Source organism: Salipiger sp. PrR003 (assembly GCF_010500785.1).
Taxonomy (GTDB): Bacteria; Pseudomonadota; Alphaproteobacteria; order Rhodobacterales; family Rhodobacteraceae; genus Salipiger; species Salipiger pacificus_A.
In genome coordinates, this window is sequence record NZ_JAAGOV010000037.1 from 60,234 (window position 1) to 85,514 (window position 25,281).

The following is a 25,281-nucleotide window of genomic DNA, read 5'->3' on the forward strand; positions in this document are numbered from 1 at the left end:
CGAAATCCAGATGGAGTGACCATGTCCAGAACCTGTTCCCTTCTCGGCGCCCCGGTGCAGACCGGCGCATCGCAGCCGGGTTGCCTGATGGGCCCCGCCGCCCTGCGCACCGCCGGTCTTGAGCCGACCCTGTCCGATCTCGACTGGCAGGTGACCGACCTTGGCGACCTGACCATCCCGGCGCTGTCCCCGCGGGGACACCACAACGACGCGATACACAACCTCGCTGAAACCATCGCCTGGATCGAGGTGCTGGAAGCCGCGGCCTTTGACGCGGCCCGGGCGCACGACCTGCCGATCTTCATGGGGGGCGATCACTCCATGTCCGCCGGCACCGTCGCCGGCATGGCCCGCTACGCGCAGGGGCAGGGGCGCCCGCTCTTCGTGCTCTGGCTCGATGCCCACCCGGACCTGCATTCGCTGGAGACCACCACCAGCGGCAATCTGCATGGCACGCCGGTCAACTACTTCACCGGCCAGCCGGGCAACGACGCTTACCCGCCGCTCGCCGCCACCGTGCCGACCCAGAACATTTGCATGATGGGCATCCGCTCGGTCGACCGGGCCGAACACAAGCTGATCTCGGAGCAGGGTATCGAGGTGCACGACATGCGCGCCATCGACGAAACCGGCGTGCTGGCGCCGCTGAGGACCTTCCTCGAGAAGGTGCGCGCGGCGAACGGCCTGCTGCACGTCAGCTTCGACGTCGACTTCCTCGAGCCGGGCATCGCGCCAGCCGTCGGCACCACCGTGCCCGGCGGCGCCACCTTCCGCGAGGCGCATCTGATCATGGAGACGCTCGGCGACTCCGGGCTGGTGCGCTCGCTCGACCTCGTCGAGCTCAACCCCTTTCTCGATGAGCGTGGGCGCACGGCGAAGCTGCTGTGCGATCTGACGGCGAGCCTCTTTGGCCGCCGCGTGCTCGACCGCATGACCCGGAGCTTCTGATGATGGCCGTGAAACCTTCGACCCTAAAACCCTCCGAACTGGCCTATGTGCCCTTCGTGTCGGTCGAGAACATGATGAAGCTGGTGCACGCCCATGGCGTGGAGGCCTTCATCACCGGCCTTGCCGCCGTCATCGAGGACGACTTCAAGCGCTGGTCCGAGTTCGACAAGACGCCGCGCGTCGCCAGCCATTCGCAGGACGGGGTGATCGAGCTGATGCCGACGGCGGATGCCGAGAACTATGGCTTCAAATACGTCAACGGCCACCCCAAGAACATGCGCGAAGGCTACCAGACCGTCACTGCCTTCGGCGTGCTCTCGTCCGTGGCCAACGGCTACCCGATCCTACTGACCGAGATGACCCTGCTGACCGCGCTGCGCACGGCGGCAACCTCGGCACTGGTCGGCAAGTACCTCGCGCCCAAGGGCGCCGAGGTCATGGCGATGATCGGCAACGGCGCGCAATGCGAGTTCCAGGCGCTGGCCTTCCGCGCACTTTGCGGGATCAACCGGCTGCGGCTCTACGACATCGACCCGGCGGCGACCGACAAGGCCGATCGGAACCTGAAGGCGCAGGGCTTTGACGTGGTGCGCTGCACCAGTCCGGAAGCGGCGGTGGAGGGCGCGCAGGTGATCACCACCTGCACCGCCGACAAGCAGTACGCGACGATCCTGACCGACAACATGGTCGGCAGCGGTGTGCACATCAACGCCATCGGCGGCGACTGCCCCGGCAAGACCGAACTGCACCGCGACATCCTGCTGCGTTCGGACATCTTCGTGGAATACCCCGAGCAGACCCGCATCGAAGGCGAGATCCAACAGCTCGAGGCGGATTACCCGCTGACCGAGCTCTGGCAGGTCATGCGCGGCGAGGTGCCGGGGCGGCGCGATGCCAAGCAGATCACGCTGTTTGATTCCGTGGGCTTTGCCATCGAGGACTTCTCGGCGCTGCGCTACGTGCATGGGCTGATCGCGGACGGGCAGTTCTGTGAGCAGCTCGATCTGCTGGCCGACCCGGACGATCCCCGCGATCTCTTCGGGATGCTCACCCGCGCCGGCTGAGGCGCCCGCGGACCGAAACCAAGGCGCTCCGCGCGGGGCGCCTTATGCCCTGTAGGCGGCCAGGAACACCCGTACCGCGTCCTTCGCGATGCGGGTGATCTCTTCCTCGGTCGGCGCGTCGGGCCGGCGGCCGAAGAGGCGCGGGCGCCAGGTCAGCGTGGTCGAAAGCTCGATGAATTGCCCGGCGGCCAACTCGGGGTCGGTCACGTTGAGGTTGCCGGCCTCGGTCTCGCTCTGCAGGAAGTCCTCGAGACAGCTCAGGAAATGGCGCGCCCCGGCGTCGTAGAAGCGCATGCCGAGTTCAGGCATCCGCTCGACGACGCTGATCACGATGCGCTGCGCGCGGATGACCTCCTCGGAATTGAGTTGCGTCGACAGGCCGACGGCATAGGCCATCAGCCGGTCTTCGATCGTGCCGGCCTCGGCCAGCCGCGCGAAGATCCCGTCGAAGAAATCGCGGCGCTTGTCCTCGACCAGCGCGACGAAGAGGTCTTCCTTGTTCTCGAAGTAGACATAGAGCGTGCCCTTCGAGACTCCCGCCGCCTTGCAGATGCTGTTCATCGAGGCAGCGTCGAATCCTTGATCGACAAAGACCTGCCACGCGCCGTCGAGGATTTGACGGCGCTTTTCAGGGTCTTCGCCCGCGGCATGGCGGCGCTTTTGCGCGCAGGCCTTGGCCTTTTCCGTGAGTGTGTCGAGTTTCATGCAGCTCATATAATCGAACCAACCGGTTCGATGAAGTCTTGATTTCGCAGCGTCACCCTCCTATGTCGTGTCGAACCGAGCGGTTCGATCAGCGAATCTCTCCTCCCATTTGCATTCGACTCCCCGAAGGTGACCCCATGTCCCGTCATGACCGCATTGAAACCACCGATCCCGCGACCCGTCCGGCCACGCCTCAGCAAGCCACCACTCACGAGACCGCCGAGGCACCGCCGAAGAAGTCCGGGCGCAAGAAGCGCATCCTTGGGGGGATCGCGCTGATCGCGCTGCTGGCGGGCGGTTACGAAGGGTACGGCTGGTGGACCGACGGGCGCTTCATGATCGAGACCGACGACGCCTATGTGCAGGCGGATCTCTCGCTCGTGTCGTCCAAGCTGCAGGGATATGTGGAGGAGATCCCGGTGCAGGCGAACCAGCATGTGAGCAAGGGCGACGTGCTGGTCCGGATCGAGGACGGCGACTACCGCATCGCGCTTGAGCAGAAGCAGGCGCAACTGCCGACGCTCGAGCGGACGCTTGCCCGGATCGACGCCGAGACCGCTGCGGCAGAAGCCAGCGTAAGCCAGGCCGAGGCCGAGCTTTCCGCCGCCGAGGCGGCGCTGCGCAGCGCGCAGACCGCGCTGACCCGGTCCGAAGGGCTGGCTGCGCGCAAGGTGACCTCGCAGGCCGATCTCGATGACGCCACCGAGGCGCTCGAAACCGCCAAGGCCAATCGCGCCGCCGCAGCAGCAGCGATCAAGGGCGCGGAGGCGCAGGTCGAGGTGCTGAAGGCCGAGCGGGCCGAGACCGAGTCCAGCCGCCGCGAGATGGAACTCGACATCGCGCAGGCGGAGCGGAATCTCGATCATACCGTGCTGCGCGCGCCCTTCGACGGCACCGTCGCCAATATCGCCATCGAAGAGGGCGAGCTGGTCAGCGTCGGCGCCCGGCTTGCCGCCGTGGTCCCCGATCACGGGCTCTACGTCGAGGCGAATTTCAAGGAAACCCAGCTGGCTGGCATCCATCCCGGCGAGACCGTCAAGGTCAGCATCGACGCCATGGAGGGCCATGAGGTTGAGGGCCGCGTGGTCTCGGTCGCACCGGCGACCGGCTCGGTCTTCTCCCTATTGCCAGCTGACAATGCCACCGGCAACTTCACCAAGATCGTGCAGCGGGTGCCGGTGCGCATCGAGCTGCCCGAAGGCACGCAGGGCCTGCGCGCCGGCCTCTCGGCAGTGGTGGAGATCGACACGCGCACCGCGCCCGAGGGCACGGAGCTTGCAGGGGTGGTGAAATGAGCACCGAAGCCCAACCTCAGGCCGCAGAACCCGAACTTACGCCGCGCAGGGTCGCGGCGTTTTTCGTCATGGTCTTCGGCATGTTCATGGCGATCCTCGACATTCAGATCGTCTCGGCCTCGCTGCCCGAGATCCAGGCGGGTCTTGGCGCCTCGGCGGATGAGATCAGCTGGGTGCAGACCTCGTATCTGATCGCCGAGGTCATCATGATCCCGCTTTCGGGCCTGCTGGGTCGGATGATGTCGACGCGCTATCTCTTCGCCATCTCGGCGGCGGGATTCACTGCGGCGTCCTTCATGTGCGCCACCTCTGGCTCGATCAACGAGATGATCCTGTGGCGCGCGGTGCAGGGCTTTCTGGGGGGTGGCATGATCCCCTCGGTCTTTGCCGCGGCCTTCACGCTCTTCCCGCCGTCGAAGCGGGCGATCGTTTCGCCGATGATCGGCCTCGTGGCGACGCTTGCCCCCACCGTTGGCCCCACGGTCGGCGGCTATCTCAGCCACGCTATGAGCTGGCACTGGTTGTTCCTCGTCAACGTGCCTGCGGGCATCCTGGTGACCATCGGCGTGCTGACGCTGGTCGATTTCGACAAGCCCGACTGGAAGCTCTTTGACACATTCGACTGGATCGGCCTCGGGGCGCTGGCCTGTTTCCTCGGCGCGATGGAATACGTGCTCGAGGAAGGCCCGGGCAACGACTGGTTCCAGGACGAGATCGTCGCCGCGCTCTTCGTGGTCATGGTGATCGGCGGCATCGTCACCTTCTGGCGCGCCTTCACGCTGAAGAACCCGGTCGTGGACTTCTCGGCCTTTGCCGACACCAACTTCGCGGTCGGCTCGGTGTTCAGCTTCGTGATGGGGATCGGGCTTTACGGGATGACCTATCTCTACCCGCTCTATCTCAGCTCGATCCGCGGCTACGACAGCCTGATGACCGGCGAGACGGTCTTCGTCTCGGGGCTTGCCATGTTCGTCTCGGCGCCGCTTGCCGGGGTCCTGTCGTCGAAGATGGACCTGCGGCTGATGCTGATGATGGGCTTTATCGGCTTCGGGGTGTCGTCCTGGATGCTGACCGGCATGACCGCCGAGTGGGATTTCCAGGAGCTGCTCTGGCCGCAGGTGCTGCGCGGCCTGTCGCTGATGATTTGCATGGTGCCGATCAACAACCTCGCACTTGGCACATTGCCGCCGCAGAAGATGAAGAGCGCCTCGGGGCTCTACAACCTGATGCGCAACCTTGGCGGCGCGGTGGGGCTGGCGCTGATCAACACCGCGCTGACCGATCGCGGAGCGCTGCACACCGCGCGGCTGAAAGAAGCGCTGAGCTGGGACAACCCCGAGGCGCTGCGGCAGCTCGAGATGATGGGGCATAACCTCTCGGCGCAGGGCATCGACGGCGACAAGGGCGCGCTGCAGCAGATGGCCGGGCGGGTGGCCCAGCAGGCGACGGTGATGTCCTTCATCGATGTGTTCCTGCTGATCACCGTGCTCTTTGCCGGGCTCGCGATCATGGCGCTGGCGATGAAGCCCCCGGCCAAGGGGGCAGGGGCGGCGGCGCACTGAGGCACCGCCCGACCCGCCGGGCCAACCACGGGCCGGAGAGCGACAACGAAAAAGGCCGCCGGATAATCCGGCGGCCTTCTTTCATGCAGAGCGAGGCGCGGGCTTCAGCCCTTGCGGTGCTTTTTCGGCGCGGCCTTCTTGTGGGCACCGTCAGTGTCCTTGAAGGATTTCTTGGCACCGAACTTGCCCTTGGGCTTGTCGCCCTCGGCACGCTCGCGGCGCGGACGCTCGAAGTCGCCGTCCTCGGACTTGCGCTTGAAGCCGCCCGGACCGCCGAAGCCTTCCTTCTTCTTGAAGCCGCCTTCCTTGCGGAAGCCACCCTCTTTGCGGAAGCCGCCTTCTTTCTTGAAACCGCCTTCCTTGCGGAAGCCGCCCTCTTTCTTGAAGCCGCCGGGCTTTTTGGGGCCACGCGGCGCGCTCTTGAGCTCTTCGGGCAGGCCGTCGACCTGCTCCATCACGAGGCCCTGCGCCACTTCCATGTCGGGGCCGAGCGCCTCGAGGAAGCCCTCGACCGCGCTGTCGGCGATCTCGACGTAGGTCAGCTCGTCGGCGATGCGGATGGCGCCGAGTGCCTCGCGGGTGATGTTGCCGGCGCGGCAGATCTTCGGCAGCAGCCAGCGCGGGTTGGCATTGCCTTCGCGGCCGACGGTGACGGTGAACCAGCGGCTCGGGCCGAAGGGCTCCGTGCGCGGTGCCTTCTCGGCGCGGGCATCTACGGGCAGCAGCTCCTCGGGGGCCGAGCGCTGGCCGCGCCACTGGCGCACCATCGCCTGGGCAATTTCCTCGGCGCTGTACTTCTCGGTGATCTGGCTCACCAGCGCGGCGTCGGTCTCGGGCGAGGGGTCGGTCCACATGGGATCGGCCAGCATCCGCGCCTCGTCGCGCTCCAGCACTGCGTCGGCGCTGGGGGCTTCGCCCCATTCGGCCTCGACCTTGGCGAAGCGCATGATGCGCTCGGCCTTCTTGCGGTCGCGCAGCGGCACGATCAGCGCCGAGATGCCCTTGCGCCCGGCGCGGCCGGTGCGGCCCGAACGGTGCAGCAGCGCCTCGTTGCTCTGCGGCAGCTCGGCGTGGACCACCAGATCGAGGTACGGCAGGTCGATGCCGCGGGCGGCCACATCGGTCGCGACGCAGACACGGGCGCGGCCGTCGCGCATCGCCTGCAGCGCGTGGCTGCGCTCGTCCTGGCTCAGTTCGCCCGACAGGCCCACCACGGCAAAGCCGCGGTTGGTCAGCCGCGACACCAGACGCGACACGGTGGCGCGGGTGTTGGCGAAGACGATGGCGTTGGGCGCCTCGTGGAAGCGCAGCAGGTTGGTGATCGCGTTCTCCTGGTCGCCCTGGGCGACGATCACCGCGCGGTATTCGATGTCGGAGTGCTGCTTGGCCCCGCCCTGCACCTGGATGCGCTGCGAGTCGCGCTGGTAGCGCTGCGCCAGCTGCGCGATCTGCGGCGAGACGGTGGCCGAGAACAGCAGCGTCTGACGCTCGGGGTTGGAGGCCTCGAGGATGGTCTCGAGGTCTTCGCGGAAGCCGAGGTCGAGCATCTCGTCGGCCTCGTCGAGCACCACGGCCTTGACCTGCGAGAGATCCAGCGCGCCGCGGCGCAGGTGGTCGCACAGGCGGCCCGGGGTGGCGACGACGATATGAGCGCCGCGCTCGAGCGCCCGGCGCTCGGTGCGCGCGTCCATGCCGCCAACGCAGGAGGCCATGACGGCGCCGGCTTCGGCGTAGAGCCAGCTCAGCTCGCGGCGGACCTGCAGCGCGAGTTCGCGGGTGGGGGCGATGATCAGCGCTTCCGGCGCGCCCGCGGCGCCGAAGCTCTCGGCATCGCCGAGGATTGCGGGGGCAATGGCAAGGCCGAAGCCGACCGTCTTGCCCGAACCGGTCTGCGCGGAAACGAGCAGGTCGGCACCGGCTACGGCCGGGTCGGCCACGGCTTCCTGCACCGGGGTGAGCGTTTCATATCCACGGGCTTGCAGAGCGGCTGCGAGGGTTTTTTTCAAGGTCTGAGATCCGATCCAAGGACTGTCGGCGAAGGATGTCGGTACGAGAAGTCAGACCGAGTCAGGGCGCCGGGAAAGGGTGCGCTATATACCCTGCACCCCGGCCCGTAAAGCGCCGATTGCGCTTAGCCGACCAGCGTGGTGAGGAGTAGGAAGCAAAGCGCCGACAGCAGCGCCGAGGCGGGCACCGTCACCAGCCAGGCGGCGATGATGGTCATGAAATGCGAGCGGCGGACCAGCTTGCGGCGCTGCCGTTCCTCGGGCGGGAGCAGCTTGGCGGCACGCTTTGGGTCGCTGTGGCGGGCGCGGCGCGCCATGTACCATTCGCGGTAAAAGCCGACCCCGAACACGCCGCCGACCGCGATATGGGTCGAGCTGACCGGCAGCCCGAGCCAGGACGCGAGGATCACCGTCAGCGCCGCCGAGAGCGCCACGCAATAGGCGCGCATCGGGTTGAGCTTGGTGATCTGGCTGCCGACCATGCGGATCATCCGCGGGCCGAAGAAGATCAGGCCGCAAGAGATCCCCAGCGCGCCGATCATCAGCACCCAATGCGGCATCACGTCAAGATCGGCGGCGCGGTCCTCGGTCTGCAGCGCGCGCACGATGGCACCGAGCGGGCCGACCGCATTGGCCACGTCGTTTGCGCCATGGGCAAAGGAGAGCAGCCCGGCCGAAACCACGAGCGGCAGGCGGAACAGCGCCTTGAGCGAGGCGTTGCGGTTGCTCATGCCCTGCGACTGCCGCCGCACAAGCGGTACCGAGAGCCGCCAGCTCAGCAGGCCGACCGCGAGGCCGAGGAGCGCCGCCTCGTGGAGATCGAGATCGATCACCCGCCGCAGCCCCTTGAGCGCGAGATAGCAGGCGAAGGTGCCCGCCATGACCCCGATCAGCACCGGCAGCCAGACCCGCGCGGCGGCGATCCGGTCGGGCACATACATGATCTTCCACTTGATGAAGGCGAGCACCGCCGCCGCGATCACCCCGCCCAGGATCGGCGAGATCACCCAGCTGGCGGTAATGGCGCTCATCGTTGCCCAGTTGACCGTGCCGAGCCCGGCGGCGGCGATGCCCGAGCCCATGACGCCGCCGACCACCGCATGGGTCGTCGAGACCGGGGCGCGCAGCACCGTGGCGGTGTTGATCCAGATGGCGGCGGCCAGCATGGCCGACATCATCGCCCGCACGAAATGCGCGCTGTCGGCGATCTCGCCCTGCGCGATGATGCCGCCGGAGATGGTCGAGACCACCTCGCCGCCGGCCAGCAGGGCACCCGCGGTCTCGCAGAGCGCGGCGATGGCGATGGCCCCGGCCATCGACAGGGCGTTCGCCCCCACCGCCGGGCCCATGTTGTTGGCCACGTCATTGGCGCCGATGTTCAGCGCCATGTAGGCGGCGAAGGCGGCGGCGATGGAGATCATCAGCGTGCCCTGCAGCTCGCCCGCCGCGACGGCGACGATCGCGGTGACGATGGCGATGAACAGCAGCGACACGCCGACGCCGATCAGCGGGCGGGCGGTGTGGATGGCGGCGGATTCAATCAGCGACAGGCGTCCGAGATCCTTGTCCAGCGTCGGCCAGGCCTGCTCGGAGTCGTGCTGTGACGCGGAGTGGCCCGCGCGGTGCCTGGGCTCGGTCATGGGGGTCAGCTGGTCCGGGGCAGGGGAAGCAGGCTCGGCACCCGGGCGAGCAGGGCCCGGAGCCCGGGTTCGTCGACCATCCTAGCAGCTTCGCTTGGCTCCACCCAGCGCCGATCGCGCTGGCCGGCTTCGGGGTAGTCGTCGCGCAGCTTGCTCACCTCGGCGGCATAGACAAAGACCACCGTGTCGAGCGGCAGGCCTCCATCGAGGCGCTTGTCGTAGCGGTAGCTGCCGATCTCGGCGGTCTCGCCGGTGGTAAAGACGACCCCGGCTTCCTCCCAGGCTTCCTCGAGCGCGGCACCGGCGGAGTCGAGCCCGGCCTTGGGCCAGCCCTTGGGCAGAACCCAGCGCTTCGTCCCCCGCGAGGTGATCAGCAGAACCTCGAAGCCCCCGGCGCAATCGGAAGGGCGATAGCACATCGCCGCGACCTGAAATCGCGGCGGCCGCCGGAACGCCGGGCCGATCACCTTGTGCCAGAGGTTTAGAAACATGGCGCGCCTCCTAGCACCGAAACCGGGAGATCTTCAATCTATATCGTGAAGCATGACACCGACATGTGGCCTTTCACGCAAGGTTACGTTGGCGGGCCGGTGCTTGACTGTCCTACGCCGCAGGCCCAGCTTTGCCGCAACCAGACAGACTCAGGAGCTTTTCATGACGTCGACCCCCATCGACCCGACGCTGATCGATCGGCTTGCCGAAGTGGCCGTGCGCACCGGCGTGAACATCCAGCCCGGCCAGCAGCTCGTGCTGACCGCCCCGGTCTCGGCGCTGCCTCTGGTGCGCGCGGTGACCCGCGCGGCCTACCGCGCCGGTGCCTCGCTGGTGACCCCGCTGCTTTCGGATCCCGACGTGGCGCTGGCGCGCTTCGAAGAAGGGCAGGACGCCAGCTTCGACACCGCCGCAGGCTGGCTTTATGGTGGCATGGCCGAGGCCTTTGGCGAGGGGGCCGCGCGCATGGCGATCGTCGGCGAGGACCCGATGCTGCTTGCCGAGCAGGACCCGGCCAAGGTCGCGCGCGCGGGCAAGGCCAACTCGATCGCCTACAAGCCCGCGATGGAGAAGATCACCAATTTCAATGTGAACTGGTCGATTTGCGCCTGGCCGGGCGTGGCCTGGGCCAAGCGCATGTTCCCCGAGCTCAGCGAGCCCGAGGCGCAGGCGAAGCTGGCCGAGGCGATCTTTGCCGCCGCGCGCGTCGACACCGCCGATCCCGTCGCCGCCTGGGCCGAGCACAACGCCGCCCTGCGCGCCCGGACCGAGTGGCTGAACGCCGAGCGCTTCTCGGCGCTGCATTTCACCGGGCCTGGCACCGATCTGACGATCGGGCTGGCGGACGGCCACGAATGGCACGGCGGCGCGAGCACGGCGCAGAACGGCGTGCAGTGCAACCCGAACATCCCCACCGAGGAGGTGTTCACCACCCCGCACGCGCAGCGCGTTGACGGCATGGTGCGCTCGACCAAGCCGCTGTCGCACCAGGGCAGCCTGATCGACGGCATCGCGGTGCGCTTCGAGGGCGGCCGCATTGTCGAAGCGACGGCCGAGAAGGGCGAGGCGGTGCTGAAGGAACTGCTGGCCACCGACGAGGGCGCGGCGCGCCTTGGCGAAGTGGCGCTGGTGCCGCACGGCTCGCCGATCTCGCAGTCGGGCCTGCTGTTCTACAACACGCTCTTCGACGAGAACGCCGCCTGCCACATCGCACTGGGCCAGTGCTACTCGAAGTGCTTCCTCGATGGGGCGTCGCTGAGCGCCGATCAGATCGCGGCGCAGGGGGGCAACAGCTCGATGATCCACGTCGACTGGATGATCGGCGGCGCAGAGACCGACATCGACGGCATTCGCGACGACGGCACCCGGGTGCCGGTCTTCCGCAAGGGCGAGTGGGCCTGAGGTCGGGCACAGTCTCTCGAAATGAAAATCGCAGGAGCCGCGCCGGGGAAACCCGGCGCGGCTTTCGCGTCGCACGGGCGCCAAAAGTATTAACCGAACGTCAACTTAGCGCATTGTACACAGGGCGACTCGGGGTACACTTTACCTGCTGCCACGCGAGTATGAGGGGGTTGGTGCATGCGCAAGACAGAGACAGTCACCATCAGCGGCGAGATCCTTGCCTATGCGGAAGGGCTCGTGGCCCGCGGTGAATACCGCGACGTCGGTTCCGCGATCGAGGGCGAGCTGCTGAAGGCCCGCGCCCGGCGTCTGGGCAAGATCAGCCCGTTCCAGAACGAGTTGAGCAGCCGCCTGATGATCCAGCCCGACCAATGGGACGCGATGGGTGTTTCGGCGGAGCCGTTCTTCGGTGATGATCCGGCGCTGGCGCGGGTGATCGAAGACCGCAGCTGACCCTCTTTCGGGATCGATTTGGATCAATCGCGATCGTCGCGCGGACGGCCATGTTCGATCAGCGCGGCGATCAGGGTTGAGAGCACCTCGGCACGGCTGGTGGTCGGGCGCTGCACCACGCCAAGACGGCGGTGGATCGGCGGCGCGCCAAAGGGAAACCAGTCGAGCGCCGCGGTGATCGAATCCTGCAGCGCCACATAGGGGATGATGGCAAAGCCCAGCCCCGCCCGCACGCAGCCCACCACTGCCGTCATCGTGTTCACCGAGACCACCTGCCGCGGCGCGACGCCGAGCCGGGCGATCTCGGTGTCGATCTGCCGTGCCAGCGGCACCTGCGTGCGGTAGCGGATGTAGGGCACCTGACGTACGAGGTCGCGGATCGCCAGCCCCCCGGAGCCGGGCGGGGTGATCACCACCAGCGGCTCGCTCAGCACCTCGGTCCAGCGCAGGCTTGGCGGCACGGCGACATGTTCGGCCACCAGCGCCGCGTCGAGTTGGCCCGAGACCACCTCGGCCATCAGCTCCTCGGACATGCCGATGCGCAGTCGGAAGCTGAGCTCGGGGTAGCGGTCCCTCAGCGAGGCCAGCGCCTGCGGCACCAGAGAATTCGCCCCCGTGCGCAGTGAGCCGAACGCCAGCGTGCCGCCGACGTCGCCGCCGGTGACCGAGGCCTTGGTCTCGGTGAGGATGCGCAGGATTTGCCGTGCCGAGCGCAGCATCTCGGCCCCCTTGGCAGTCAGCACCGGCGGGCGGCGGGTGCGGTCGTAGAGCTGCACGCCCAGCTCCGCCTCCAGCGCAGAGACCTGCTGGCTGACCGCCGAGGCGGTGAGGTTGATCGCCTGCGCCGCGGCAGCGAAACCGCCGTGCTGCTCGATGGCGAGGAGGGTCTGTAGCTGGCGGGTGTCCATCGCCTTAACGTAAGTAATTCTGAAAATAATGGCAATAACTTCGCGCTTTGTGAGGCTTAATCTTGTGTTACTGGGGGTTACCCAATCAGAACGTCGGCGGACAAACTGCCGACTTGCCAGCATACACAGGGAGCCTCCACCCATGACACTCCGCACGGGCCTTGCCGCCCTCCTTGCCGCCGCCACGCTGACCGCCGCGCCTGCCAGCGCCGCCGACTACCCCGACCACCCGGTCGAATTCATCGTGCCCTGGTCGCCGGGCGGCGGGTCGGACACGCTGATGCGCCTCATCGCCGGCAACATCGCGCCCTACCTCGGCACCGAGATGCCGATCATCAACATGCCCGGCGTCGGCGGCACCGTCGGCCTGCGCGAAGCTTCGCGCCGCGCCAATGACGGCTACACCATCAGCCAGGTCCACGAGGGCCTGCTGGTCGCCACCGAGACCGGCATCACCGATCTGGCCTGGGACGACTTCGAGCCGATCGCGCTGATGACCGCCTCGCCGCAGTACCTCGTGGTGCACCCGACCGAGGATTACGCCGATTTCGAGGAGTTCGTCGCCTATGCCAAAGAGCACCCGGGCGAGATCACCATGGGCGTGACCCTGGGCGGCGTGCCGCACCTGCACGCGGCGATGATCGAACAGGCCTACGGCCTGCAGTTCCAATACGTCGGCTATGAAGGCACCGGCGAGCGCGTGCGCGCCCTTGTCGGCGGCAACCTCGACGCAGCGATCGGCGACATCTCGTCGTCGAAGCAGTTCGTCGACAACGGCGATCTGCAGTTCCTCGCCGTCGGCGCCTCCGAGCGCGTGGACGAGGCCCCCGAGGTTCCGACCTTCGCCGAGCTCGGCGCCGACCTCGAACTGCAGGTGACCCGCGGCATCGTCATGCCCAAGGGTGCCCCGCAGGAGGCCCGCGACAAGATGGAAGCGGCGCTCGAGGAACTGTCGAAAGACGAGACCTACATCGAGCAGACCAACAACGCCGGTGCCTCGGTCATGTTCCGCGGCCAGGAAGGGTACCGCGCCTACCTGGCGAAGCTCGATGAGACCGTGAAGTCGCTGGCAGAGGTTCTCGCACCGTGAGCGACGCCGGCTACGACAAGCAGCAGGCAAGGGAGGCGGGCGAGATTGCCCGCCTCCTGAGCTACGTGCTGATTCTTCTCGCCTCGGTCGGGCTGTTTGTCTCGGCCGCAGCGATTCCCACCTCGCGCTTCGAAAAGCTCGGCGCGGGTGCGTTTCCCAAGATCGTGTTCGCCGGTATCGCGCTGGTGGCGGTGATTGCCATCATCGACGCGTTGCGCAAGATCCCCGCGGGCGCCTACGGCCGTTTTGCCTGCCAGACGGTGGCCTGGGCCAAGCGTCGCGCGCTCGTTTTCGTCGTGCTGTGGGCTCTGGCAGTCTACCTGCTGGCGATCCCGCTGCTGGGCTTCTCGATCGCGAGCTTCCTCTTCATCCTCTCGCTGGAGCTGGTCCTGATGCCGCGCACGCCCATGACGCTGTTGATCGCGGTGATCGTGGCGGCGGTCTTCTCCTTCGGGCTCAACTGGCTCTTTGCCGAGGTCTTCACCGTCTTCCTGCCGCGCGGGGTGCTCTGACATGGACAGCTTCCTTTCCGGCGCGGCGCAGATCTTCACGCTCGCCACGCTGATCTACATGCTCGCGGGCTCGATCGCCGGCATCGTCGCCGCCGCGATCCCCGGCTTCACCGTCACCATGGCCATCGTGCTGACGCTGCCGCTGACCTTCACCATGGAGCCGCTGCAGGGCATCGCGGTGATGCTGTCTGTCTACGTCGGCGGCTACACCGGCGGGCTGATCTCGGCCGCGCTGCTGGGTATTCCCGGCACGCCGTCGTCGGTCGCCACCACCTTTGACGCCTTCCCCATGGCGCGCCGCGGCGAGCCCGGACGGGCGCTGTCGCTCGGCGTCTGGGCCTCGTTCTTCGGCACAATCATCTCGACCCTGGTGCTGATCGTCGCCGCGCCGCCGCTGGCGATGTTCGCGGTGAAGCTCGGGCCGTGGGAGTATTTCTCGCTGATCGTCTTCGCGCTGACCATCGTGGCCTCGCTGGTGGGCGACAGCGTCATTCGCGGTATGCTGGCGGGTCTCATCGGGCTTGCCATCTCGACCGTTGGCACCGATCCGATCATGGGCCGGCCGCGCTTCGACTTCGGCATCGAGATGCTGCAGACCGGCCTGCCCTTCCTCGTGGTGCTGATCGGCATCTTCGCGATCTCGCAGCTCACGTCCGAGGTCGAGGACGCGAAATCCGTGCGGTCGGGCAATGCGCTGGTGACCGGCGCCATCGACTTCCAGACCTGGAAGGTGATGAAAGAGGTGCTGATGCGCCCGGTGAACCTGATCCGCTCGTCCATCGTCGGCGTGCTGATCGGCGCGCTGCCGGGTGCAGGGGGCTCGATCGCCAACCTCGTCGCCTACGATCAGGCCAAGCGCAACTCCAAGGACCCCGAGAGCTTCGGCAAGGGCAACCCAGATGGGGTCGTCGCCTCGGAGGCGGGCAACTCGGCCACTGCCGGCGGCGGTCTCATCCCGCTCATCGGCCTCGGCATTCCGGGCTCGGCGGTGGACGCGATCCTCATGGCCTCTCTGATGGTGCATGGCATTTCCGTGGGCCCGCGGTTGATCATGGATCATGCCGATCTGGTCTACGGCATGTTCATCGCCATGGCCGTCGCCTCGCTGATGATGCTGCTGGTCTCGGTGCTGTCGATGCGCCTGTTCCTGCGCGTCGCCGAGGTGCCGAAATGGCTGATCGTGCCGGTGGTCATGGTCTGCTGCGTCGTCGGCTCCTTTGCGCTGAACAACCGGGTGACCGATCTCTACCTGCTCGGTTTCATCGGTGTGGCGGGCTACGCTCTGCGCGCGCTCGGTTATTCTCTGGCGCCGTTGGTGCTGGGTGTCATCCTCGGACCGATCGCCGAGACCAACCTGCGCCGGGCGCTGATGACCGATGCCGATCCGTCGCTCTTCTTCACCCGCCCGATCAGCCTCATCTTCCTTATCGCGGCTGTGCTCTCGATCGCCTGGGCGATCCGCAGCCACCTGAAACACCGCAAGACTTCCGGGAGGAGTACCGATGCGCCTGCGTCATGATCCCGTCTACCCGTCGCGCCGTTCGCCTGTTCTGGCGGAAAACGTCGTGGCAACCTCGCAGCCGCTGGCCACGCAGGCCGGGCTGACCATCCTGCAGCAGGGCGGCAACGCGGTGGATGCCGCGATTGCCACCGCCGCGGCGCTGACCGTGGTCGAGCCCACCGGCAACGGGCTTGGCTCGGATGCCTTCTGCATCCTGTGGGATGGCAAGCAGCTGCATGGGCTCAACGCCTCGGGCCGCGCGCCCGCGGCCTGGTCGCCCGAACGCTTCCCCGATGGGATGCCGCAGCACGGCTGGGACAGCGTGACCGTGCCGGGCGCCGTCAGCGCCTGGGTCGAGCTGTCGGAGCGCTTCGGCAAGCTGGGGCTGGCGACGGTGCTGGCGCCCGCCATCCGCTACGCGGAAGAGGGGTTCATCGTCTCGCCGGTGATCGCCACGCTCTGGGCCAAAGGGGCCGAGACTTTGGGCAAACAGCCGGGCTTTGCCGAGACCTTCCTGCCCGGTGGACGCGCGCCCAAGGCGGGCGAGCGCTTCCGCAACCCCGGCGCGGCGCGCACCCTGCGGGCGATTGCCGACACCAAGGGCCGCGCCTTTTACGAGGGTGAGATCGCCGAGGAAATCATCGCCTTCTCGCAGGCCAACGGCGGCGCGATGACGATGGAAGATCTAAAGGCGCAGAAGCCCGACTGGTGCGGCACCGTGAGCCAGTCCTTCGACGACGTCGAACTGCACGAGATCCCGCCGAACGGGCAGGGGATTGCGGCGCTCATGGCGCTCGGAATGCTGCAGCACACGTCCATTCGCGACCATGGCCCGGACGATTTGACCGCGGTGCATTTGCAGATCGAGGCGATCAAGCTGGCCTATGCGGACCTTCACGCCTTTGTTGCCGACCGCGCTCACATGACCGAGGTCGACGAGACCGCGCTGCTTGACCCCGAGTACCTCGAGTCCCGCGCGGCGCTCATTGCCGAGGACAAGGCGCAGGACTTCGGCCCCGGCGCGCCCAAGCGCGGCGGCACGGTGCTGCTGAACGTGGGCGATGCCTCGGGAATGATGGTGAGCTTCATCCAGTCGAACTACGCGGGCTTCGGCTCGGGCGTGGCTGTGCCCGGCACCGGCGTGTCGATGCAGAACCGCGGTTTCGGCTTCACCACCAAAGAGGGGCACCCGAACCGCGTGGCGGGGGGCAAGCGCCCCTTCCACACGATCATTCCGGGCTTTGCCATGAAGAACGGTCAGCCGCTCATGGCCTTCGGCATGATGGGCGGGCCGATCCAGGCACAGGGCCACATGCAGCTTCTGCTGCGCACCGAGCTTTGGGATCAGGACGTGCAGACCGCCGCCGACGCGCCGCGCTGGCGAATGATCAAGGGGCTCGACGTGGCCTGCGAGCCGAGCATGGCGCCCGAGCTGCTGGACGGTCTGAAAGCGCTCGGTCACCAGGTGCAGGTCGAGGCGCCGGACAATGCCTTTGGCTTCGGTGGCGCGCAGCTTGTGCATCGCCTGCCGGAAGGCGGGTTTGCGGCAGGCTCGGATCCGCGTAAGGATGGGCAGGCCGCGGGGTTCTGAAGCCCGCCCACACCACGGGGGAGCGGCGCGCGCGCCGGACAGGAAAGAGCAGGAGACGAGATGAAGTATCTCAAACGTATCGGCATCGACACTTACATGCTGTTGCTCATCGCCACGGTCTGCCTTGGCCTGTTGCTGCCCGCACAAGGCATCGCGGCGGCAGGGTTGAAGCACGTCACCTTCTGGGCCGTCGCGCTGCTGTTCTTCCTCTACGGGGCAAAGCTCGACCCGTCGTCGGTGCGGGCGGGGCTGCTGAACTGGCGGCTGCAGGGCCTGACGTTTGCCGCCACCTACGCGATGTTTCCGCTGGTCGGCCTGTTGCTGGCGTGGGTGTTTTCGCCGGCCCTGGGCGCCACGGTCACCCTGGGGCTGCTGTTCCTGGCGGTGCTGCCCTCGACGGTGCAATCCTCGATCGCCTTCACCTCGATCGCCGGGGGCAACGTGCCCGCGGCGATCTGCGCCGCCTCGCTGTCGAACATCGTCGGGGTGGCGCTGACCCCCGCCCTCGTGGCGCTGATGCTGCACCAGGGCGACGGCGGGGTGAGCTTCGATTCAATCGTCAAGATCGGCACGCAGATCCTGTTGCCCTTCGTCGTCGGCCAGCTGGTCCGGCCCTGGGTCGGGGATTTCGTGAAGCGGCACAAGTTGCTGACCATGGTGGTCGACCGCGGCTCGATCCTGCTCATCGTCTACTCGGCCTTCAGCGCGGGCACGGTCTCGGGCCTGTGGCAGAGGATTCCCACGGCGAGCCTGATCATGCTGGTGCTGGTGGTGCTGGTCTTCCTCGCCATCGCCATGCTGCTGATGGTGGGGGCCGGCAAGCTCTTCGGCCTGCCGTACCCGGACCGGGCGGTGCTGTTCTACTGCGGCTCGACCAAGAGTCTCGCCTCGGGTCTGCCGATCGCGACGGCGCTCTTTGCCGCCGATCAGGTCGGGGCGATCGTGCTGCCGGTTATGATCTACCACATGAGCCAGCTTCTGGTCTGCGCCTTCGTCTCGCAGAAGGCGGCGCGGCGCGAACAGGCCGAGGCGGTGCCGGCGAGCTGAGCGCGCTGTCAGAAGACTCCGGCGGAAAACAAGAGGGCCGCGTCCGCCGGGGACGCGGCCCTTTTCATCTGGCCAGTCGGCTTCAGCCGACGATGAGCTGCTTTAGCTTCAGCGCCTCGTATTCCAGCGCGGTCAACCGGTAGTTCACAACGTCACCGATCGAAATCATGCCGATCAGATCATCGCCATCGAGCACGGGCATGTGGCGGAAACGCCCGTCGGTCATCCGGCGCAGGATCCGCACCAGCGTCTCGTCGGGGGTACATGTCTCGAGCTCGGTGGTCATCAGTTCGGCAACAGTCTGCGGCAGGGTGCGACCCGGGGTATCGGCGAGGCGGCGCACGATGTCGCGCTCCGAGAGGATCCCGACCAGCTCGCCCTGCGGACTTTTTACCAGCAGCGCGCCGATGCGCTGGTCGCGCAGCACCTCGACAGCCGTGCCGATGGTTTGCTGAGGCTGGATCCAGTACAGCTCGCTGTTTTTGCTGTTCAGCACGTGCTGAACCGTTGCCTCGGCGGCAGACAGGTTGGTCTCGACGGTCTGGCTGTGGCTGCGTGCGTGCTCGTCGTCTTCGCGGGTATGAGGTTTGTATGAAGCTGGCATGGCGTTACCTTCCCTTGAACCTCTTTCAGGTTAGTGCAATCAGCGCACGAGTAAACGAAATCCAGCCGAGAGGTCTGAATCTTGCCCGAGCTTACGCTGACCCCCGCCAGCGCCACGGTGCTCTTCGTGATCGCCTGCCTTGCCGGCTATCGCTACCGCAGCGTGTGGAAGGCCGAGGGCCCGCGCTGGCAGCTCTGGGTGTTCGGACTGATCGCCGGGGCGGCTCTGTTGGTGCTGGGGCTGACGCCGCTGACCGGGGGCTGACGCCCCAGATTTCCTTGTGGCCGAGCGATGCGGCGCGGGTCCTAAAGAAAACGCCGGCCCTAGGGCCGGCGTTTTCTGTTTCGAAGGTGCTTGCTGCTCAGGTCGCCGCGCGTTCCTCGTGCTCCATCTCCTCGAGCATCTTGCGTGCCTTGGGGCAGTGCAGACGGTCGCGAAGCGGGCTGTCTGGATCGATCTCTTGCTTGCAGACCACACAGTGATCGGCCCCGGCGATTGCGTTGAGCCCGCCGCAGCTGCCCTTGATCGTGCGACCGTTGAGAATGACGCCGAGCGCCATGCCCAGCATCACGATCATCAGAAGTCCGAAAGCAAGAATGAAGGTCGACATGGCGTCCCCCTTTCAGCGGGTGCGGCGGTGGGCGATCAGGCCTGCAGCGCGGTGAAGCGGTCGCTGGCGGTGATCTCGAAGCCCTTGTCACCCGCCTTGCCCGAGCGATCAATGAACAGGGCGGCCATATCACGCTGATTTGCGATCTCGAGACCGCGCTCGCGGCCCATCACCAGCAGGGCGGTCGCCCAGGCGTCGGCCAGCATGGCGTTGTCGGTCATCACGGTCACCGAGGCGGTGTTGTGGGTGACCGGACGGCCGGTGGTGGCGTCGATGATGTGCGAGTAGCGCTTGCCTTCGTAGTCGAAGAAGTTGCGATAGTCGCCCGAGGTCGCCATGCCCATATCCGACACCGCCACGACCTGCTGGACGCCGCGGTTGAAGGCTTCGGGCGTCTCGATGCCGATGTGCCAGGGCTGGCCATCGGGGTTCTTGCCCGCGGTGTAGAGATCGCCGCCGACCTCGACCATGTAGTCGGTGATGCCGAAGCTGGCGAGCGTGCGGGCCACCTGGTCGATGCCGAAGCCCTTGCCGATGGCCGAGAGGTACACCTCTGCCTCGGGGCGCATCTTCTGCAGCGCGCGGTCACTGACGCCGACCGACTGCGACTGGCCGCAGCAGGCCAACGCCTGCGCGATCTCGGCCTCGGAAGGCATGTCGCTGCGGGTCTTGCCGGCGCCGAAGCCCCAGAGGTCGATCAGCGGGCCCACGGTGACATCGAAGCGGCCGTCGGTGGCTGCGTTGATCTCATGCGCGGCGGCCATCACATGCGCAACCTCGGGCGAGACGGTGAAGTGATCGGTGGCACCGGCGGCGTTGAAGCGCGAGATCTCCGAGCTGGCATCCCAGTTCGACATCTGCGCGTTCACCTGTGCTAGGCTGGTGTCCACGGCCTTCTGCAGGTCGGCCTTGTCGATCTTGTTGGTGTGATCGACGGCGGCAATCGAGTAGCTCGTGCCCATGGTCAGCCCGGTGAGCTCCAGGACGGACCACCCTTTCTTGCAAGCTGCCAGTGCAAAGGGCATCACGAGGAAGCTACGGCGAGAAAAGGTAAGAGGGTTCATCCGGTATCTCCGCAAGAGCTGTAGGGTCGACGATGAGACAAAGGGCTTCTGAGCCGTTTTGGCGGGTGATTCAACATTAAATTGGAAACTTTCTCGTCGAACCCTTCCAAACTGCGGCGTTGCGGCGCATAAGGCTGCCGGAAAATGGACAGGACGAAGCGACGTGCAGCAATATACGTTGAGAAAAGGTCTCGATGTCCCGGTGCTGGGGACACCCGAAGGCGGAATCGAAGACGGTGCAGCGGTCCGGACCGTTGCAGTTCTGGGGCAGGATTACATCGGCTTGAAGCCGAGACTGGCGGTTCAGGAGGGCGATGTGATCGCCGCCGGCGCGCCGATTCTGGCCCATAAGGACACGCCCGAGGTGCAGGTGACCGCACCGGTTTCAGGCCGAATCAAGGCGATCAACCGTGGCGCCCGCCGGGTGCTGATCTCGGTCGAGATCGAGGTCGATCCCAGTGCTGCGGACCCGGTGGACTTCTCTGCCGTCGGCGACGCCACCACCGGCGAAGGTCTGGCCGAGAAGCTCTGCGCCGCCGGTCTCTGGACCTCGTTCCGAACCCGTCCCTACTCGAAGGTGCCCGCCGCCGACGCCCGTCCCGCGGCCATCTTTGTCACCGCAATGGACAGCGAGCCGCTCAGCGCTGATGCCGCGACGATCATCGCCGAGGATGCCGATGCCTTTGCCCGTGGCCTGCAGGCGCTGCCGCTGCTGACCGAGGGCAATGTCTACCTGTGCCAGGAAATCGGCGCGAATGTCCCCGGCGCGGACCTGCCCGGCATCACCGCCGCGGGCTTCTCCGGCCCGCATCCGGCGGGACTTGCCGGCACGCACATGCATTTCCTCGAGCCGCCCTCGTCCTCCAAGACCGTGTGGAGCATCGGCTACCACGACGTGATCGCCATCGGGAAGCTGCTCGAGACCGGCCGTGTCGACGGGTCGCGCATCATCGCCCTGTCCGGCCCGATGTGCAGCCGTCCGCGACTGGTGCGCACGCTCGCAGGGGCCTCGATGCTGGAGCTTTGCGCCGAGGACTTGAACGGTTCGGTCCCGGTGCGGGTGATCTCCGGCTCGATCCTCAGCGGCCGTATGGGCGCGGGACCGGATGCCTTCCTTGGCCGCTACGCGCGGCAGATCACGCTGATCGAGGAAGATCACAAGCAGATCCCGATGGGCTGGATCCGCCCGATGCCCGGCAAGTTCGCCGTGCAGCCGGTGCTCGGCTCGGCCTTCACCAAGAAGCTCTATGCGCTGACCTCGAACCTCAACGGCGGTCGCCGCGCCATGGTGCCGATCGGCACGTTCGAACAGCTGATGCCGCAGGATTTCCTGCCGACGCAGCTGCTGCGCGCGCTGCTGGTGATGGACACCGACACGGCGCAGGCACTGGGTGCGCTGGAGCTGGACGAGGAAGACCTCGGTCTCGTGGGCTTTGCTTGCCCCGCCAAATACGAATACGGCATCGCCCTTCGCGACAGCCTCAGCAAGATCGAAAAGGAGGGCTAAGACCTTGGGTCTGCGCAGTTTCTTCGATCGGATCGAGCCCCAATTCCTGAAGGGCGGTAGGTTCGAGAAATATTTCCCCGTCTACGAGATGGTGGAGAGCTTCATCTACACGCCCAAGACGGTGACCACCGTCGCGCCGCACGCCCGCTCGTACATCGATATGAAGCGGATCATGACCTATGTGGTCATCGCGACGATCCCCTGCATCCTCTTCGGCATGTACAACACCGGCCTGCAGACCAATATGGCGATCGCCGAATATGGTGCCTCGGGCTGGCGCGCGGCGATCATCGACGCGCTCGGCATCGGGTTCAACCCGGCCAACCCTCTGGCGAACATCCTGCACGGGCTGCTCTATTTCCTGCCGATCTACATCGTGACGCTGATCGCGGGCGGCATCTTCGAGGTGATCTTTGCCGTGGTCCGGGGCCACGAGGTGAACGAGGGCTTCCTCGTGACCTCGATGCTCTACACGCTGATCATGCCCGCCTCGGCGCCGCTGTGGCAGGTCGCGCTCGGCATCATCTTCGGCGTGGTGATCGGCAAGGAAGTCTTTGGCGGCACCGGCAAGAACTTCCTCAACCCGGCTCTGGTCGGGCGGGCGTTCCTCTACTTCGCCTATCCGGCGCAGATGTCCGGTGACCGCGTCTGGACGCCGGTCGACGGCTTCTCCGGCGCGACCGCGCTGTCGGTCAGCGCCAGCGACGGCGTCACCTCGCTGCCCGCGCATGGCATCAGCTGGATGGACGCCTTCGTCGGAACGATCCAGGGCTCCTTCGGCGAGACCTCGACCATCGCGTGTCTCATCGGCCTCGCCTTCCTGCTCGCCACGAAGATCGCCAACTGGCGCCTGATTGTCGGCTGTCTTGCAGGGATGATCGCCTTTTCGTCGCTGCTGAACGTGATCGGTTCCGACAGCAACCCGATGTTCGCCATGCCCTGGTACTGGCATCTGGTGGTCGGCGGCTACGCTTTTGGCCTCGTGTTCATGGTCACCGAGCCGGTGTCTGCCTCGCACACCAACATGGGCCGCTACATCTACGGCGCGCTGATCGGTTTCATGGTCGTGATGATCCGTGTCATCAACCCGGCCTTCCCCGAGGGCATGATGCTTGCGATCCTCTTCGGCAACGTCTTCGCGCCGCTGATCGACTATTTCGTCGTCCAGGCCAACATCAAGCGGAGGGCCAAGCGCAATGTCTGACACCAACGCAAGCAAGGGCGTCATCCGCCGCTTCCTCGACATGCCGCCGGATTCCACCGCCAAGACGGTGACAGTGGCGGTGGTGCTCTGCCTCGTCGCCTCGATGGTGGTGTCGGCGGCGGCCGTGTCGCTGCGCCCGGTTCAGGACCTGAACCGCCTGCGCGACAAGCAGCGCAACGTCCTGGAGGTCGCTGGCGTCTACGAGCCGGGTATGAACATCGCTGAGGCCTTCAGCGATTTCGAGCCGCACGTGCTGGAACTGGCCACCGGCGAGTTCACCGACCAGTATGAGATCGACACCTTCGAGGAACTCGCGACCTCGGGCGATCCGGCGCTGGTGCGCGCGCTCGACGAGGATCCTGCGGGCCTTGGCGGCAAGCAGCAGATCTTCCAGATGGTCTACATCCTGCGCGACGATGCGGGCGCCATTGACAAGGTGGTGCTGCCGATCGAGGGCTACGGCCTGTGGTCGACGCTCTACGGGTTCATCGCGCTGGAAGAGAACGGCAACGACATCTATGGCCTGCAGTTCTACCAGCAGGGCGAGACCCCCGGCCTCGGCGCCGAGGTCGACAACCCGCGGTGGAAGGCGCTCTGGAACGGCAAGAAGCTGCGTGACGAAGATGGCACGTTGCAGATCACCGTTGCCAAGCAGCCGCCGGCTGCCGGCCAGGACTACTATATTGACGCGCTGGCCGGGGCGACCCTGACCTCGCGCGGTGTCGACAACCTTGTCCGCTTCTGGATGGGGGAGCAGGGCTACGGCCCGTTCCTCGAGCGGCTTAAGGCAGGAGAGATCTGATGGCCCAGACCCGCAAATCGCAGCTCGTCGATCCGCTGATCGACAACAACCCGATCACCCTGCAGGTGCTGGGCATCTGTTCGGCCCTCGCGGTGACCTCCTCGCTGAAGGTGGCGCTGGTGATGGCCATCGCGGTGACCTTCGTGACCGCCTTCTCGTCGATGTTCATCTCGATGCTGCGCAATCAGATCCCCAGCTCGATCCGGATCATCGTGCAGATGGTCATCATCGCCTCGCTGGTGATCGTGGTGGACCAGCTGCTCAAAGCCTATGCCTACGAGACCTCCAAGACCCTGTCGGTCTTCGTCGGCCTGATCATCACCAATTGCATCGTGATGGGCCGCGCCGAGGCCTTCGCCATGAGCAACCCGCCGGTGGCGAGCTTCGTCGACGGCATCGGCAACGGCGCGGGCTACGGTCTGATCCTGATGGTCGTCGGCGTGATCCGTGAGCTTTTCGGCTCGGGCTCGCTCTTCGGCATCACCATCCTGCCGACGGTGAACAACGGCGGATGGTACGTGCCGAACGGCCTGCTGCTGCTGCCGCCCTCGGCTTTCTTCGTCATCGGCCTGCTGATCTGGGCGATCCGCACCTGGAAGCCGGGTCAAGTCGAAGAGCGTGACTACAAGATCCAGAGCGTGGAGGCGCACTGATGGAAGGTCTCATCTCTCTCGCGGTCAAGGCGGTCTTCGTCGAGAACCTCGCCCTGTCCTTCTTCCTGGGGATGTGTACGTTCATCGCCGTGTCGAAGAAGATCTCGACCGCCATTGGTCTCGGCGTTTCGGTGATGGTCGTGCAGGCGATCACCGTTCCGGCGAACAACCTGATCCTGAGCTACCTGCTGGCGCCCGGCGCGCTGGCCTGGGCAGGCTTTCCGGACATCGACCTGACCTTCCTTGGCCTGATCTCCTATATCGGGGTGATCGCCGCGCTGGTGCAGATCCTCGAGATGGTGCTCGATAAGTACTTCCCGCCGCTCTACAACGCGCTCGGCGTTTACCTGCCGCTGATCACCGTGAACTGCGCCATCCTCGGTGGCTCGCTGTTCATGGTGGAACGGAACTACGACTTTGCCGAAAGCCTCACCTACGGCGTGTCGTCCGGCTTTGGCTGGGCGCTGGCGATCACCGCGATGGCCGGTGTGCGCGAGAAGCTGAAGTACTCGGACATTCCCGACGGGCTTCAGGGTCTCGGCATCACCTTCATCACCGCGGGCCTGATGGCCATGGCCTTCATGTCCTTCAGCGGCGTGAAACTCTGAGGCAGGAGGACTAG

At 66.3% G+C, this 25,281-nt stretch carries 25 protein-coding genes; 17 read left to right on the forward strand and 8 right to left on the reverse strand.

What is annotated here, in order from left to right:
* Positions 1-21: 21 nt before the first annotated feature.
* Positions 22-948 carry an arginase gene (gene rocF / locus G0D83_RS11680; protein WP_164193790.1) on the forward strand — a complete coding sequence of 309 codons (927 nt, stop codon included), beginning with the start codon at positions 22-24 and terminating at the stop codon, positions 946-948.
* On the forward strand, positions 948-2,012 hold the full coding sequence (locus G0D83_RS11685; protein WP_370457229.1) for an ornithine cyclodeaminase: 1,065 nt from the start codon (positions 948-950) through the stop codon (positions 2,010-2,012). The genes rocF and G0D83_RS11685 overlap by 1 nt, the downstream gene beginning before the upstream one ends.
* A gap of 42 nt (positions 2,013-2,054) precedes the next feature.
* Here the strand turns inward: G0D83_RS11685 and G0D83_RS11690 are convergent, their stop codons facing one another.
* Positions 2,055-2,717, reverse strand: coding sequence for a TetR/AcrR family transcriptional regulator (locus G0D83_RS11690; protein ID WP_164193793.1), 663 nt, complete (start codon positions 2,715-2,717; stop codon positions 2,055-2,057).
* Between the two features lie 137 nt (positions 2,718-2,854).
* Here G0D83_RS11690 and G0D83_RS11695 point away from each other — a divergent pair, with 137 nt between their 5' ends.
* Both G0D83_RS11695 and G0D83_RS11700 read left to right on the forward strand, forming a co-directional pair.
* Entirely contained in the window at positions 2,855-4,012 is a 1,158-nt protein-coding gene (locus G0D83_RS11695) for an HlyD family secretion protein (RefSeq protein WP_164193797.1), read from the forward strand.
* Positions 4,009-5,574 carry a DHA2 family efflux MFS transporter permease subunit gene (locus G0D83_RS11700; RefSeq protein ID WP_108968194.1) on the forward strand — a complete coding sequence of 522 codons (1,566 nt, stop codon included), beginning with the start codon at positions 4,009-4,011 and terminating at the stop codon, positions 5,572-5,574. The genes G0D83_RS11695 and G0D83_RS11700 overlap by 4 nt, the downstream gene beginning before the upstream one ends.
* Before the next feature lie 104 nt (positions 5,575-5,678).
* Here the strand turns inward: G0D83_RS11700 and G0D83_RS11705 are convergent, their stop codons facing one another.
* The 3 genes from G0D83_RS11705 to G0D83_RS11715 form a co-directional block, all read right to left on the reverse strand.
* Positions 5,679-7,580, reverse strand: a complete 1,902-nt coding sequence (locus G0D83_RS11705; protein WP_164193800.1) for a DEAD/DEAH box helicase — start codon at positions 7,578-7,580, stop codon at positions 5,679-5,681.
* Positions 7,581-7,705: 125 nt separating this feature from the next.
* Positions 7,706-9,220, reverse strand: a complete 1,515-nt coding sequence (locus G0D83_RS11710; protein ID WP_164193803.1) for an inorganic phosphate transporter — start codon at positions 9,218-9,220, stop codon at positions 7,706-7,708.
* 5 nt (positions 9,221-9,225) lie between these two features.
* A complete protein-coding gene (locus G0D83_RS11715; protein WP_164193807.1) occupies positions 9,226-9,711 on the reverse strand; it encodes an NUDIX hydrolase in 486 nt (161 codons plus the stop codon).
* A 163-nt stretch (positions 9,712-9,874) separates the two neighbouring features.
* Here G0D83_RS11715 and G0D83_RS11720 point away from each other — a divergent pair, with 163 nt between their 5' ends.
* Positions 9,875-11,113, forward strand: coding sequence for an aminopeptidase (locus G0D83_RS11720; protein WP_164193810.1), 1,239 nt, complete (start codon positions 9,875-9,877; stop codon positions 11,111-11,113).
* A gap of 177 nt (positions 11,114-11,290) precedes the next feature.
* A complete protein-coding gene (locus G0D83_RS11725) occupies positions 11,291-11,566 on the forward strand; it encodes a hypothetical protein (RefSeq protein ID WP_164193815.1) in 276 nt (91 codons plus the stop codon).
* Positions 11,567-11,589: 23 nt separating this feature from the next.
* Here the strand turns inward: G0D83_RS11725 and G0D83_RS11730 are convergent, their stop codons facing one another.
* Positions 11,590-12,474, reverse strand: a complete 885-nt coding sequence (locus tag G0D83_RS11730; RefSeq protein WP_164193818.1) for a LysR family transcriptional regulator — start codon at positions 12,472-12,474, stop codon at positions 11,590-11,592.
* 142 nt (positions 12,475-12,616) lie between these two features.
* Between G0D83_RS11730 and G0D83_RS11735 the strand changes: the two genes are divergently transcribed.
* Genes G0D83_RS11735 through G0D83_RS11755 form a run of 5 tightly spaced genes read left to right on the forward strand, consistent with a single transcriptional unit; the run spans position 12,617 to position 18,215 of the window.
* Positions 12,617-13,564, forward strand: coding sequence for a tripartite tricarboxylate transporter substrate binding protein (locus tag G0D83_RS11735; RefSeq protein WP_164193821.1), 948 nt, complete (start codon positions 12,617-12,619; stop codon positions 13,562-13,564).
* A complete protein-coding gene (locus G0D83_RS11740; RefSeq protein WP_164193824.1) occupies positions 13,561-14,076 on the forward strand; it encodes a tripartite tricarboxylate transporter TctB family protein in 516 nt (171 codons plus the stop codon). Before G0D83_RS11735 ends, G0D83_RS11740 begins: the two co-directional genes overlap by 4 nt.
* Before the next feature lies 1 nt (position 14,077).
* A complete protein-coding gene (locus G0D83_RS11745) occupies positions 14,078-15,595 on the forward strand; it encodes a tripartite tricarboxylate transporter permease (RefSeq protein ID WP_164193828.1) in 1,518 nt (505 codons plus the stop codon).
* A complete protein-coding gene (locus tag G0D83_RS11750) occupies positions 15,579-17,168 on the forward strand; it encodes a gamma-glutamyltransferase family protein (protein ID WP_164193831.1) in 1,590 nt (529 codons plus the stop codon). Before G0D83_RS11745 ends, G0D83_RS11750 begins: the two co-directional genes overlap by 17 nt.
* A 60-nt stretch (positions 17,169-17,228) precedes the next feature.
* Positions 17,229-18,215, forward strand: coding sequence for a bile acid:sodium symporter family protein (locus G0D83_RS11755; protein ID WP_164193834.1), 987 nt, complete (start codon positions 17,229-17,231; stop codon positions 18,213-18,215).
* An 82-nt stretch (positions 18,216-18,297) separates the two neighbouring features.
* On the opposite strand, the gene G0D83_RS11760 is transcribed toward G0D83_RS11755, so the two are convergent.
* Positions 18,298-18,819 carry a CBS domain-containing protein gene (locus G0D83_RS11760; protein WP_108968173.1) on the reverse strand — a complete coding sequence of 174 codons (522 nt, stop codon included), beginning with the start codon at positions 18,817-18,819 and terminating at the stop codon, positions 18,298-18,300.
* 81 nt (positions 18,820-18,900) lie between these two features.
* On the opposite strand from G0D83_RS11760, the gene G0D83_RS11765 reads away from it, so the two are divergent.
* Positions 18,901-19,083: a hypothetical protein gene (locus G0D83_RS11765; protein ID WP_164193838.1), complete on the forward strand. Its 183-nt coding sequence runs from the start codon at positions 18,901-18,903 to the stop codon at positions 19,081-19,083.
* Between the two features lie 97 nt (positions 19,084-19,180).
* Here the strand turns inward: G0D83_RS11765 and nqrM are convergent, their stop codons facing one another.
* Both nqrM and G0D83_RS11775 read right to left on the reverse strand, forming a co-directional pair.
* Positions 19,181-19,429 carry a (Na+)-NQR maturation NqrM gene (gene nqrM / locus G0D83_RS11770; protein ID WP_164193841.1) on the reverse strand — a complete coding sequence of 83 codons (249 nt, stop codon included), beginning with the start codon at positions 19,427-19,429 and terminating at the stop codon, positions 19,181-19,183.
* A 35-nt stretch (positions 19,430-19,464) separates the two neighbouring features.
* Positions 19,465-20,493, reverse strand: coding sequence for an FAD:protein FMN transferase (locus G0D83_RS11775; protein WP_235939640.1), 1,029 nt, complete (start codon positions 20,491-20,493; stop codon positions 19,465-19,467).
* A 163-nt stretch (positions 20,494-20,656) separates the two neighbouring features.
* Between G0D83_RS11775 and G0D83_RS11780 the strand changes: the two genes are divergently transcribed.
* The 5 genes from G0D83_RS11780 to nqrE are packed head-to-tail and all read left to right on the forward strand — an operon-like array spanning position 20,657 to position 25,267.
* Complete coding sequence (locus tag G0D83_RS11780) at positions 20,657-22,000, forward strand: Na(+)-translocating NADH-quinone reductase subunit A (protein ID WP_164193846.1); 1,344 nt, start codon at positions 20,657-20,659, stop codon at positions 21,998-22,000.
* Between the two features lie 4 nt (positions 22,001-22,004).
* Positions 22,005-23,204: an NADH:ubiquinone reductase (Na(+)-transporting) subunit B gene (locus G0D83_RS11785; RefSeq protein ID WP_164193849.1), complete on the forward strand. Its 1,200-nt coding sequence runs from the start codon at positions 22,005-22,007 to the stop codon at positions 23,202-23,204.
* Positions 23,197-24,006 carry a Na(+)-translocating NADH-quinone reductase subunit C gene (locus tag G0D83_RS11790; RefSeq protein WP_164193853.1) on the forward strand — a complete coding sequence of 270 codons (810 nt, stop codon included), beginning with the start codon at positions 23,197-23,199 and terminating at the stop codon, positions 24,004-24,006. Before G0D83_RS11785 ends, G0D83_RS11790 begins: the two co-directional genes overlap by 8 nt.
* On the forward strand, positions 24,006-24,659 hold the full coding sequence (locus G0D83_RS11795) for an NADH:ubiquinone reductase (Na(+)-transporting) subunit D (RefSeq protein ID WP_108968161.1): 654 nt from the start codon (positions 24,006-24,008) through the stop codon (positions 24,657-24,659). Before G0D83_RS11790 ends, G0D83_RS11795 begins: the two co-directional genes overlap by 1 nt.
* The gene (gene nqrE, locus G0D83_RS11800) at positions 24,659-25,267 is read left to right on the forward strand and encodes an NADH:ubiquinone reductase (Na(+)-transporting) subunit E (protein ID WP_092423013.1); all 609 of its coding nucleotides are present in this window, start codon (positions 24,659-24,661) and stop codon (positions 25,265-25,267) included. Before G0D83_RS11795 ends, nqrE begins: the two co-directional genes overlap by 1 nt.
* Positions 25,268-25,281: the final 14 nt, after the last annotated feature.